The 10,485-nt window shown below is 67.4% G+C and carries 15 protein-coding genes; 3 read left to right on the top strand and 12 right to left on the bottom strand.

The annotated features are described in order from the left end of the window. Window positions 1-147: 147 nt before the first annotated feature. The 7 genes from E1281_RS31675 to E1281_RS40670 all read right to left on the bottom strand — a co-directional run bounded on the left by E1281_RS31675 (window position 148) and on the right by E1281_RS40670 (window position 2,929). Entirely contained in the window at window positions 148-546 is a 399-nt protein-coding gene (locus tag E1281_RS31675; RefSeq protein WP_131883388.1) for an RRQRL motif-containing zinc-binding protein, read from the bottom strand. Continuing rightward, window positions 543-803, bottom strand: a complete 261-nt coding sequence (locus E1281_RS31670) for a hypothetical protein (RefSeq protein WP_131883387.1) — start codon at window positions 801-803, stop codon at window positions 543-545. The genes E1281_RS31675 and E1281_RS31670 overlap by 4 nt, the downstream gene beginning before the upstream one ends. Next, the gene (locus E1281_RS31665; protein ID WP_131883386.1) at window positions 800-1,393 is read right to left on the bottom strand and encodes a hypothetical protein; all 594 of its coding nucleotides are present in this window, start codon (window positions 1,391-1,393) and stop codon (window positions 800-802) included. The genes E1281_RS31670 and E1281_RS31665 overlap by 4 nt, the downstream gene beginning before the upstream one ends. 174 nt (window positions 1,394-1,567) lie before the next feature. After that, window positions 1,568-1,792: a hypothetical protein gene (locus E1281_RS31660; RefSeq protein ID WP_131883385.1), complete on the bottom strand. Its 225-nt coding sequence runs from the start codon at window positions 1,790-1,792 to the stop codon at window positions 1,568-1,570. A gap of 94 nt (window positions 1,793-1,886) precedes the next feature. Further along, window positions 1,887-2,354 carry a transcriptional regulator gene (locus tag E1281_RS31655; protein WP_131883391.1) on the bottom strand — a complete coding sequence of 156 codons (468 nt, stop codon included), beginning with the start codon at window positions 2,352-2,354 and terminating at the stop codon, window positions 1,887-1,889. Further along, on the bottom strand, window positions 2,354-2,671 hold the full coding sequence (locus tag E1281_RS31650; protein ID WP_165959195.1) for a WhiB family transcriptional regulator: 318 nt from the start codon (window positions 2,669-2,671) through the stop codon (window positions 2,354-2,356). The genes E1281_RS31655 and E1281_RS31650 overlap by 1 nt, the downstream gene beginning before the upstream one ends. A 111-nt stretch (window positions 2,672-2,782) precedes the next feature. Next, a complete protein-coding gene (locus E1281_RS40670; protein ID WP_165959194.1) occupies window positions 2,783-2,929 on the bottom strand; it encodes a hypothetical protein in 147 nt (48 codons plus the stop codon). A gap of 163 nt (window positions 2,930-3,092) precedes the next feature. Here E1281_RS40670 and E1281_RS31645 point away from each other — a divergent pair, with 163 nt between their 5' ends. Continuing rightward, window positions 3,093-3,758: a GntR family transcriptional regulator gene (locus E1281_RS31645; protein WP_131883383.1), complete on the top strand. Its 666-nt coding sequence runs from the start codon at window positions 3,093-3,095 to the stop codon at window positions 3,756-3,758. Window positions 3,759-3,812: 54 nt separating this feature from the next. Here the strand turns inward: E1281_RS31645 and E1281_RS31640 are convergent, their stop codons facing one another. After that, window positions 3,813-4,646 carry a hypothetical protein gene (locus tag E1281_RS31640; RefSeq protein WP_131883382.1) on the bottom strand — a complete coding sequence of 278 codons (834 nt, stop codon included), beginning with the start codon at window positions 4,644-4,646 and terminating at the stop codon, window positions 3,813-3,815. 267 nt (window positions 4,647-4,913) lie between these two features. On the opposite strand from E1281_RS31640, the gene E1281_RS31635 reads away from it, so the two are divergent. Next, window positions 4,914-5,756, top strand: coding sequence for a hypothetical protein (locus E1281_RS31635; protein WP_131883381.1), 843 nt, complete (start codon window positions 4,914-4,916; stop codon window positions 5,754-5,756). 13 nt (window positions 5,757-5,769) lie between these two features. On the opposite strand, the gene E1281_RS31630 is transcribed toward E1281_RS31635, so the two are convergent. The 4 genes from E1281_RS31630 to E1281_RS31615 form a co-directional block, all read right to left on the bottom strand. Beyond that, a complete protein-coding gene (locus E1281_RS31630) occupies window positions 5,770-6,399 on the bottom strand; it encodes a DUF4145 domain-containing protein (protein ID WP_207943600.1) in 630 nt (209 codons plus the stop codon). A 304-nt stretch (window positions 6,400-6,703) separates the two neighbouring features. Next, window positions 6,704-7,534 carry an enoyl-CoA hydratase/isomerase family protein gene (locus E1281_RS31625; protein ID WP_131883380.1) on the bottom strand — a complete coding sequence of 277 codons (831 nt, stop codon included), beginning with the start codon at window positions 7,532-7,534 and terminating at the stop codon, window positions 6,704-6,706. A 91-nt stretch (window positions 7,535-7,625) separates the two neighbouring features. Continuing rightward, window positions 7,626-8,801 (bottom strand): FAD-dependent oxidoreductase, encoded by a 1,176-nt coding sequence (locus E1281_RS31620; RefSeq protein ID WP_207943599.1) that lies wholly within the window; start codon window positions 8,799-8,801, stop codon window positions 7,626-7,628. Between the two features lie 33 nt (window positions 8,802-8,834). Further along, window positions 8,835-10,055, bottom strand: coding sequence for an erythromycin esterase family protein (locus tag E1281_RS31615; protein ID WP_131883379.1), 1,221 nt, complete (start codon window positions 10,053-10,055; stop codon window positions 8,835-8,837). Window positions 10,056-10,189: 134 nt separating this feature from the next. Between E1281_RS31615 and E1281_RS31610 the strand changes: the two genes are divergently transcribed. Then, window positions 10,190-10,485, top strand: a 296-nt coding sequence (locus tag E1281_RS31610) for a cupin domain-containing protein (protein WP_131883378.1), incomplete at its 3' end; no start/stop codon positions are given.

Genomic DNA, 10,485 nt, shown 5'->3' with positions numbered 1-10,485 from the left:
CCTCACAGCGGAACTGGACCGGGCCACCGTCCAGCGGCGCCGCGCAGGACGGGCAGCGCTTGACCGCACCCGTGCGCAGCGATCGACGCGGCGTAGCCGGGATGGCCGGGAACGGGACGGCGGGCAACGGCGTGGACGTGGCGGTGTTCATGCCGCGTGCACCTCCGTCCCGGCAGCGCAGTCCAGGCATTCGCCGAGGTGGCGCGGCAGCACGTAACCGGCGTCGCGTCGGCAAGTCGGGCAGGCCCGGCGGGCGGCCAGCGCCTTGCCCAGCGCCACGCGCTGCCGGTCGCTCGGGGTGCGCTTGGGGAGCGCGAGACGCACGTCGTACAGGAAGGCGGCACGCACCCCACCCGGGGCGTTGTACCGGCGCGAGTGCCACAGCACCTGTCCGGCGACGTCCTGACCGCCCGGATGCAGGCCCTCGGCAGCGAGCTGGCGGCGGGTCCGCAGATGCGCCGGGGCCATCCGCCACGGCCACGTGGGGATCCCGTATCGGACGCCGGCCGGGTCGAAGAACTTCGCGGAGCTACGGCGGCGGGTCATGACGCCACACCTCCCACCGGGGCCAGGCCGGGGCGGATGACAGTGACCAGGTGCCAGCCCTCGGCGCGCAGCGACCGGTAGGCCAGCACCCCGCCAGCGACCGTCACCCCGGCGACCACCAGGACGGTTACGGCCATCGCCGGCGCCGGGTGCGTGACCAGCAGCACCCCACCGGCAAGCGCCAGGCGGGCCGGGGACGCGCACAGCCAGCACACCGCGGCGGCCAGCGCGGCCAGCGTCAGCAGGACGGCGATCATCGGGCCACCCCCGGCGTATCGAGGGCGGCCAGCACCGGCGCCACCCGGTCGTCCAGCAGCGCGGCCAGCCGCTTCACCGACGCCTTGGCGTCGGTGACGGTCAGCCGGTCGGGCGCGTCGGCCGGGGCGTACAGGTCGGCGGTCGGGAGGTGGAACAGCAACAGGGTGCTGGTCAGCATCGCCGGACGGCGGGCCACCTCGGCGTCACCGGGGACGTGGTAGCCGCGGTTCCACCGGTCGCCGCGGTCCCAGCCGGCGAACCCCCGCACCCTGGCCAGCGCGGCCGGGTCCGGCGATGCGACCTGGACACGGGCGATCAGCCCGGCGCCGTCCTCGCTGCCGGCGAGGGTCACCGACTGGACCCGTTCGGCCGTCCAGTCCAGGTAGGGCGGCGCCATGATCGGGGACGTGGCCACCTGCCACGCCGCGGCGGCGAACGCGCCCGGGTCGCCGGTCACCGTGCCGTCGTCGTCCCAGGACGCGAACAGCTTCGGGTACCGCCGCAGGTACACCCCGTATCGGGACACCCCATCGGAGGCGCGGTCACGGTCCTCGGCGTCGTTGAAGATGAACATCATGGCGGCGGTCACTTCTTCTTGCCGGTCTTGGCGTCGTAGGCGTCCCGGACGGACTTGGGCTCACCGTTCGGCCACGTCGAGGACTTGCCGGAGGTCGGCTTGTCGGCCATCGTGAAAGTTCCTTCCTTGAGGAGGACCCGGGGCGCCGGTGCTTTGGTCGGTGCGGGCGTCCCGGGGCACACGTCGTCAGTGCGAGTCGGAGGCGGCCCGATCGGTCGCCGAGTCGGTGTCACGGGTGATCGGCCCACCCTCGGCGGGCGCGTCCAAGATGGTTTCGAGGTAGAGCGAGAGCAGCGCCGAGTTTCCGCGGCGCGGGTAGGGACGCGAGGTCTCCAGCACGGTGACCACGTCGGCGATGCGGGCGGCGGCCATGTCGACCTCGGCGAATCGGCCGGTCAGGCGGATCCTCACCACACCTCCACCCCCAGCAGGGTCAGCGCGACCACGGCGAAGTTGCCCACCAGCAGCCACCAGGCCGCGAACCGGATCCACTCCCACGCGGTCATCACGCCACCCCCAGCGAAGCCAGCAGCGCCGCGGCGAACAGCCAGCCGACGTGCCAGGACTGATCCAGGGCGTAGGCGCCGGTACCGGTCGGCGCGGCGGCTCCGTCACCGAGTCGGGCGAACTCGCCCTTGCCCGGCAGCACCGTCCGGCCCAGCCAGTCGGCCAGCGCCAGCAGGGTGGAACGCCGGTCGGCCCAGTAGTGCGAGACGGCATCGATGGCCAGCGCGACCGCGACGGCGTAGGGGTTGACCGGCAGAGCAAGGACCAGCGCCACCACGGCGACGGCGGCGGCCTTGACGGCTGTCAGCGTTGCCACGTGCCGCGCGCACAGCAGGCGGCCGGGCCAGCCGAGCGCGCCCTTGCCGCACGCCTGCCCGTGCGTCTGCAACCAGTGGTCCCCCACCTCGTGCGCGGCGTACAGCGCGGCGAAAACCGCCGGGAACACGGTCGGGTCAGCGCCGAGCATCACGCCACCTCACCCAGGTCGGGCGCGGGCAGGGTCCGCACCTCGCGGCGCAACGCGGCCAGCTCACGGGGCAGGTAGCCCGCCCACACACCCCAGTTGGGGCGGATCCGCAGCGCGTAGTCCAGGCACAGGTCCCACACGGGGCAGTCCTCGCACACCTCGCGGGCCACGTCCTGACGGGCCAGCCGGTCGGCGAGCGGCTCGGACTCGAACGCGTCCGGTCCCATGTGCAGGTCCGGGTCGTGCCGGCAGTCGCCGCGCTCCCCCAGTTCGGTCACCAGGTCCACCAGCGACAGTGACGACGGGTCAACAGACATGCGGCCCTCCGAAGGGTTCGTGATCGGTTCGGAGCGCACCCCTCGGCGGTGTGCTTGGTGGCTCGGCGCCGAAAGCCGCGCGGAGGTCGAGAACGTCCCTGGCATCGCTGATCAGCCCAGGCCGTTCGCGAACGTGATGATCGCGTCAACCACCGTGTTGACCAGGTCAGCGGCCTTCTCGGGGTTGTTGATCGCGAAGATGATGACCGCCACACCGGCGATCCACTGCGGGATGCTGCTGGACTTCTGAGGGAACATCTGCAATCTCCTGATCGCCTTCGGAGTGCTGTTGTGACTCCCCGTTCGGGGCGGCCACTGAGGGCAGCGTATACGTAGCTTCGTATACGCACAAGACCTAGGTATACGATGATGCGTATACGCTGGTCAAGCGCCAGCGAAGAGCACACGAAGGGATCACGCAGTGGCAGAACCGGCCTACGTCCGCATCGCGGGCGAGTACGCACGACGGATCCGCGGTGGGCAGCTCCCACCCGGCACGCAGCTACCGAGCTACGCCGAGATCGCCCAGCAGAACGGCGTGTCGGACATCGTGGTGCGGAAGGCCCTCGAACTCCTCCAGAGTCAGGGGCTTGTGCGGTCCGTGCGGCGGCGAGGGATCTTCGTCGCCGACCGCCCCAACCTCGTTCGCGTGTCTCCCGAACGCCAGATGGAGACCGCTGAGCAGTCGTTCCAGAACGAGTCCGACCAACAGATCCAAGTAGAACGCGAGACGAAGCAGATCCCCGCCACAAGTGAACTCGCGGAGGCCCTCGGCGTCCTGGCCGGCGAAGAGATCTGCCAGGTCATCACCCGAGCGACCGAGGACGGGCGGCCAATCTCGATCTCGGACACCTACCACCCCTTCGACTCCACTGGCATTTCGGAGGCAGCCTTCCTAGAAGAGACGCTCTCCGACCAACTACCGTCGGCGATGCATGCCGAGTGGCTGCGGATTACTCCCGGTGATCTCGTCAAGACCGTTCACCAGCGGTTCGTGTCCGCTGACAACAGAATCGTCATGATTTCCGACGTGTCGTATCCCCGAGACCGTTACGACGCATTCGTGTTCCGCATGGCCCTCAAGTAGAGGAACCAAAGGGGGGCGCCGGGCATGTCGGCACCCCCCTTTGTTATGCTTGGCTTAGCGGCGAACCCACCCCTGCGCACCATCCGAGTCTGTCCACCAAGAGACGAAGTGTGGATCTACTGACTCCAGTTTCCAACGATCGGATAGAGTGTCAAAGAAAGCATCGTTGCCCGTCTTACCGCCCTTTGGCTCTCCGATGTAAACAAGTCGTTCGCCCCCGGCGTGCTCGAACAGCGTGAGCGCATCAGACGCCATGTTGTCTCCCCAGCCAGGCGGCCAACAGAGGAACAACACGTAATCCGCCGACCGGGCACGAGTCGCGAACTCGCTCAAGCCCCCGACAGGATGCCAGACGTCTACCTGACCGGCCGTGCTGGGGAATGAAGTATTCGTGGTCTCGTCCGGCGGCTCGGAGTCATACGCCTCAACGGCCAGCCCCGAGTGAGCCAACTGGGCTGCCCAATAGCCCCGCCCGGCTCCAAGTTCCACAATCGGGAGAGACCCGCAGAATCCCGTGATCCATTCGAGGGTTTGTGGGCTGGGTATCGCGTAGGCATAGGATGCCTGTAGGAGCATTTGCGCGAAGGCGAGGCGCGCACTACCTTCCAAACTTCCGCCATTCACCATTCGACTGCGCTCATGTTCGGATACAAATGGTTCAACGATGTCCCAGTATGGGTTAGAACTGACGGCGCTTCCACCGGTCATGTAGTGCACAAACCGCAAGTCAAACTCTGCATCGACCTGACTGTCACCGGTCCCCGCCAACCGTGCCGACATGTCCAGGTACTCAGCCACCTTGGGGTACTCGGTCTGAAGTCGCTCCTCATCCCGGAGCAGTGCAGTGAGTTCGTCCCATCGGCCTGGTGTCATGGTCAGCTTGGCCATACGTCAAGTCTCTCGCACTGCATACTTGCGGTCTAGGTCTCACCGTGACCGTTTAGGCGAGGACGTAACCGGGCCTCACACAGCGCAGGCGGCGCCGGTCAGGCGCGAAGGGCGATCAGAGGTCACGAGCCGACACGAAGACGGAAACAGCAACCCGGGGGTCGGGCCGACCGCACCTGGTACTGCTGGCCCAAACCGGTCAGAAAATTGGGCCAAAACAGTCCTTTTCTGCCTCTGCCGGACTGATGCCAGTGAGATACTGCTCACATGGCTCTGCGATCCCCTATCTACCTCGACACCGAGACCTTGCTCTCTCAGGCGGAGTATTACGATATCGAAGTACCCCGCCAAGCAGAGATCGTTGAAAAGACAGTGAGTAAGCGGCACCGTGACGAAAAAGCAAGCGTCCAAGACAAAGCAGGGGATGAACTTGCCGACACCGATGTCGAACACCAATCGACCTACAGTCTGAAGCCACGCGAAAAAGCTACCGTCAGCAAAGTGATTGACGCACTGATCGCCGACGCCGCAATCAAAGTAAATCCAGACGGAAACACGGCGTTCAATAAGGACGACCTAATTGAAATCGAGGGCAATGCACGTATCACCGCAGCCAGTCTGGCTGGCAAGATGTTTTTCATTTTCCGACGCCTCATGGATACCGCAGAAGGCGACCTGGAATCAATCTTCAATTTTGATGTGGAAGACGTACCAGTTGTTGAACAATTGAAGCAGGTTTATCTTCGCAACGAGCTTTTGCCTGTACCGATCCTGCTGGAACTCACTGGCTCATCTTTGCCTCAAAAAGTGTACGTTAACGTACGGCCGGACCACTTTATTGATGAAGCATCGGCCGACAGGATTGAAAGCGAAATGCGCGTACTAGGCAGCATTAGTAGGCTAATCCCTACTGGCGATGAAGGGTATCTTAGCGCTGAGGAGTGGCTGCTTTACGGTTGGGAACACATGATGCGACGCATACTAATGACCCAGGTAGACGACATCGTGAAAAATCTAGCTGACCAGCTGGATCTGAACCTTCCCGCCGAGGATGTACACGCCTCCATAGCAGGCCCAGCGGTCGTCATTAATGCAATTGCACTCTACTGAGGCTCTCACCCTACTAAGGTGAGCCTGGTGTTGACTGTTGCGCTGCCGCCTTACGTGCCGCACGATTTGCTCTCACTCTCGCCACTTTTGCCGGTGACTGGAAAACCTCGTCCAAGATGTCGTCCATAAGATCAAGTACATCTAGAGCGTCCGGTTTATCCAGTATCATGGTTGCGAGGTCACCATGCGCCGCATCGTTACCCACCAAGCGAACAGCATGCGCGGCATCCTTGGCATCCTCACGAATGAACCCCTGCAACGCTAGCTGATCAATTTTGTTTTCCAAGTTACCTGACGTGATGCCTTTGTTCTTCGCGGTCGCTTCAATAACAGCTCGGACCATTGCCATTGCTGCTCGATACGCCTGGATACTATAGCAGCGGTGCGCCTCGTCCGCTGTCTCTGCGATGTCGCCAGGGACGTCAGGGAAACTCTTACCGCCAACTGATGTCGGCCAGAATTGGCTTACTTGCGCCGCGTTGCTGGCATTTACCAGGGCTCCAATAGTTCGCTTGCAGTGTTCATTTGCGCATTGCATGACTACAAGCTTCCTATTACCTCGATCGTTCAAACCAGTCTCGCCGGTCCAAACCTGGACGAAGTTGACATAAGCATTACAATGTGGACATTCGAGTGCTGGCACGGGGACTATCCTACAAAGCTGTACCCCGAGCCGCGCCTCTCCGGAGTTCTCGTTGACTGCTACGGACTGGCGGACACGGCGGTCGGGTGAGAGGACCGGCCTCCCCTGGGCCGTCCATGGGCCGTCGGAGGATGCCCCAGAGTGACCACTAACGACCACTGAGGACCGCTCTCCCGCTGGTCAGGACTGCGGCAGATTACAGCGTCTGAGGTCGCCAGTCCCGGGCATCAGTTCTACGACATCTGATCCCGAAGTAGCGCGTCCCCGCAGGTCACACCGGACCTGCGGGGACGTGGGCTCTAGCCTATTCGTCAGCGTTCCGCTCGCTCGCGCCCGGCGGCCGGGCGGAGGGGAACCGGGGCTCGCGCTTGTCGCGCAGGGCGGCGGCGCCCTCGACGACGTCGGGGCCGAGGAAGGTCAGCATCTCGTAGGCGGCGGACTGGTCGAAGATTGGGCCGGCCATGCGCAGCCAGCCGTTGAGCGCGCGTTTGGTCAGCCGGATCGCGGGCTGCGAGCCGGTCGCCAGCACCTCCGCGACGCGCAGCGCCTCGGGCAGCACCTCCTCGCGCGGGACGGCCTTGCTGACCAGCCCGAGCCGCTCGGCCTCGGCGCCGTCGACCATCTCCCCGGTCATCAGGTAGTAGCGGGCCTTGGCCATGCCGACCAGCAGCGGCCAGATGATCGCCGCGTGGTCCCCGGCGGCGACGCCGAGCTTGACATGGCCGTCGCCGATCCGGGCGTCCTGCGCGCAGATGGAGATGTCGGCCATCAGCGCCACCACGGTCCCGGCGCCGACCGCGACCCCGTTGATCGCGGACACCACCGGCTTCTCGCAGTTGACGATGTTGTAGACGAGGTCGCTCATCTCGGACAGCATGTGCGACACCCGGTCGTAGTCGCCCGTCATGCGCTCCACCATGCCGAGGTCTCCCCCGGCGGAGAACGCCTTGCCCGCCCCGGTGACCACCGCGACCCTCGTCTCCGGGTCGGCCGACACCTCCGTCCAGACGCGCGCCAGCTCGGTGTGCATCCGCTCGTCCGCGGCGTTGTACTTCTCCGGCCGGTCCATCGTGATCAGCAGGACCCCGTCCGGCCGCCGCTCGAACGCCAGGCGCTCGTACTCCGAGAACTTCATCGCTCCGCCCTTTCCGCCGTATCGCCCTGACCAGGCTCTGGTGGATGATGTCACCCTCCGAGCCCGCGGCGGCACGGCAGGCCGGCGCCCCTCACCGGTCGTCCTGCCCGAGGAGGGCGGCGTAGTCGCCGACCATCAGGTCCGCTCCCTTGATCTGGGAGGTCATCGCCGCGTCCAGGATGCCCAGGTCGAGGAGCGTGTCCGCGCGGCCTTCCGCATGCCGCCTGATCTGCGCCGCGGTGCCGGGGTCCACGTGGTCCTCCCAGCCGGGGGCGTAGGTGGCGCCTCCGTCCGGTCCCAGGGGGAGGACGATCCCCGGCGGGCCGGGCCGGTAGGCGGTGAGGGCCTCGCCGTCCAGGAGGGCGCGGACGTTGGACGCGATCACGGTGGCGTGACCGGCCGCGGCGCCGGCCTGCTTGGCCTCCGGGATCGCGGTGATGTCGCCGAGGGCGAACACGTTGGGCAGGCCGGGCAGGCGCAGGTCGGCGGTGACGGTGAGACGGCCGTCGTCCTGCCGGGCGGACGCCGGGTCGCCGGCCAGGTAACCGGTGACGGGTGAGGCACCGAAGCAGGGGAACCAGATGCCGGCGATGACCCGCTCCCCGGAGTCCAGGATCGCGGTGAAGGTCCCGGCCTCGCCGGCGGCGGACGGCGGGTCCTCGCGCAGCCGTGCGCCCAGGACGACGCGGACCCCCATCGCGTCGAGCTGGCGGCGCAGTTCGGCCCTGAACTCGTCCGGGTAGTCGCCGGGGACGATGTCCCGGTCCCGGGTGACGATGGTCACCGCCTTGCCCGGCCACACCGCCTTGATCTCCCCGGCCAGCTCGAGTCCGACGGGTCCCCCGCCGACCAGCAGGACGCCGTCCGCGTCGGCCAGGGCCTTGCGGGCGGCGTGGTACCGCTCCTTGGCGGTGGCGCTGTCGGCGGTACCGGTCTTGGCCGGGAAGGGGTAGGCCGAACCGGTCGCCAAAACGATGTAATCGGCGTCGACCCGCGTTCCGGAGGCAAGCGTGACGGACGCGGCGTCCACCCGCACCGCCCTGTCACGGATCACCCTGCCGCGGCTGAGCAGCCGGTCATAGGGGATGAACAGCCGGTCCGTCCAGCGCGGATCGGTGAGGCCGCGGAGCGCGGCGACGTTGTGGACGAAGGTGTCCCGGGGTTCGATGAGGACGACGTCCGCGGCGTCGTCGAGCGCCTTGGCGACGGCGATGCCGCCGTAGCCCCCGCCGACGACGGCCACGGTCGTGCGCATGGTCGTGGACATGAATCGCTCCTGATCGTTGTGTATGTGCGCGGTTCACAGCAGGGATGTCGGAGTGAGGGTGCGTACATGCAGCACCGCGTCGAACCACTCGTCGAGCCGACCCGTGGTCAGGTAGTGGCCGGAGTCGGCGGCCGCGTCGTAGATCCCGCCGATGACCCGCAGTCCGCGCGGCCCCCGCAGCCATGCGGCCACCGCGCCGGGGCGCGGGGCGTGCAGGTCGAGCAGATACAGGTCCGGGCCCGCCGCGGCCAGTTCGGCGTCGGCGGAGCCGGCCATCGGCGCCGGAACGCGCTGCCCCGGGTGGAGGCCGCTCACATCCCCGTGGCCGAATCCGATCAGCAGGGAGAGGTATCCGGCGCCCAGGCGGCGGCGCAGCTCGTTGCCCACGCTCTGGAAGGGCTCCAGGAGGGCCACGGGCTCCAGCCGGGCCGCGTTCGCGGTGAACGACAGGCCCTCCCAGTAGGCGATCTTCGTTCCGTCCCGCAGGAGCGAGGTCATCGCCTCCACGGAGCGGCGCCGGACGGCGGCGTAGTCGAAGCCTCCCGCGGCGAAGCCGCCGCTGTGGAAGTCCACGATGAGCCGAGCCCGCTCCAGGACGGAGTCCGTGTGCGGAAGCGACGCCACCAGGTCGTAGGCGTCCCGGGCGCGCTCGGCGAAGGGGCGGCCGGGATGCGTCCCCCGTGCCCGCTGCACGTGCTCGGGCACCTCGTGGGCGGTCACGATGGTGTCGTAGTGGTCGCGAAGCTCGGCGAGCCGGTGCCCGCCCGCGCCGGCCACGTGGTCGATGACGGCGCGATAGTGCTCCGGCCGCGCCGACGGGGCGTCCAGCCCGATCACCCGGAGCGGGTCCGAGGGGTGCCGTTCGTTGAACGACCGTGCCCAGCGCACCACGTCGAGCATCTCCCGGGTGCGCCAGGGCACCCACAGCCCCGCCAGCGCCTCGCGGGGGTCGCCCTCGCCGGTGCGGATGTAGGCGTCCAGGCTCTCGACCGCCGTCTCGTCGTCCTGGATCGCCAGGACGCGGATGCCCAGGTCCCCGACCAGGAGGCGCAGCACGCGGTGCCCCAGCGCCACCACCTCATGCCCCGCGCGGGTCGTCTCGCCGATGCCGACGACCTCCGCGCCGGCCGCCATCGCCGCGAGCGGTTCCAGGTCGGTGAGGGGTTCGCCGGGCTCGGTGGCCGCCAGCGCGTGCGCGTTCGCGCCGATCCACCGCCGCGCCGCCGCCGCGATCTCGTCGTCGCGCACCGTCATCCACTCCTCGTCTCACTCGGGTTTCCGTTCACGATCCGCAGCCTAGGAAGGCGAAGAGGATTGATGAATGTGTGATCGGCGCTGATTTATACGCGAGCGTCTCAGTCACTCGGGATATGTAGACTCCCAGTGCGATGGACATCCTGAGTGACGTGATCTCCGCCGTCCGGATCGGGCGCCCCGGCGGCGCGCGGGTGGAGTGGCAGGCGCCGTGGGGCGTGCGCTTCCCCGACCAGCCGGGCACCGCCGGTCTGCTGGTGGTCCTCCAGGGCTGGTGCTGGCTGATCGAGGATTCCGCCGAGCCGGTGCCGCTGGGGCCCGGCGACGTGGTGTTCTCCCCGCGGGGCGACGGATACGGCCTGGCCGACAGCCCGTCCACGCCGCTGGCCGAACCGGTCGGCGGCGCGGCGGGGCATCCTCGGGGCGGCGG

It is taken from the genome of Actinomadura sp. KC345 (assembly GCF_004348515.1).
Taxonomy (GTDB): Bacteria; Actinomycetota; Actinomycetes; order Streptosporangiales; family Streptosporangiaceae; genus Spirillospora.
This window is presented reverse-complemented; position numbering and strand designations above follow the sequence as displayed.

Excerpts from the sequence above, each read along its gene's own strand:
- E1281_RS31655 (WP_131883391.1), bottom strand. The coding sequence starts at position 2,354 with ATGCTCGGCGCTGACCCGACCGTGTTCCCGGCGGTTTTCGCCGCGCTG.
- E1281_RS31635 (WP_131883381.1), top strand. The coding sequence starts at position 4,914 with ATGGCTCTGCGATCCCCTATCTACCTCGACACCGAGACCTTGCTCTCT.
- E1281_RS31615 (WP_131883379.1), bottom strand. The coding sequence starts at position 10,055 with ATGACGGTGCGCGACGACGAGATCGCGGCGGCGGCGCGGCGGTGGATC.
- E1281_RS31620 (WP_207943599.1), bottom strand. The coding sequence starts at position 8,801 with ATGTCCACGACCATGCGCACGACCGTGGCCGTCGTCGGCGGGGGCTAC.
- E1281_RS31675 (WP_131883388.1), bottom strand. The coding sequence starts at position 546 with ATGACCCGCCGCCGTAGCTCCGCGAAGTTCTTCGACCCGGCCGGCGTC.
- E1281_RS40670 (WP_165959194.1), bottom strand. The coding sequence starts at position 2,929 with ATGTTCCCTCAGAAGTCCAGCAGCATCCCGCAGTGGATCGCCGGTGTG.
- E1281_RS31625 (WP_131883380.1), bottom strand. The coding sequence starts at position 7,534 with ATGAAGTTCTCGGAGTACGAGCGCCTGGCGTTCGAGCGGCGGCCGGAC.
- E1281_RS31650 (WP_165959195.1), bottom strand. The coding sequence starts at position 2,671 with ATGTCTGTTGACCCGTCGTCACTGTCGCTGGTGGACCTGGTGACCGAA.
- E1281_RS31640 (WP_131883382.1), bottom strand. The coding sequence starts at position 4,646 with ATGGCCAAGCTGACCATGACACCAGGCCGATGGGACGAACTCACTGCA.
- E1281_RS31670 (WP_131883387.1), bottom strand. The coding sequence starts at position 803 with ATGATCGCCGTCCTGCTGACGCTGGCCGCGCTGGCCGCCGCGGTGTGC.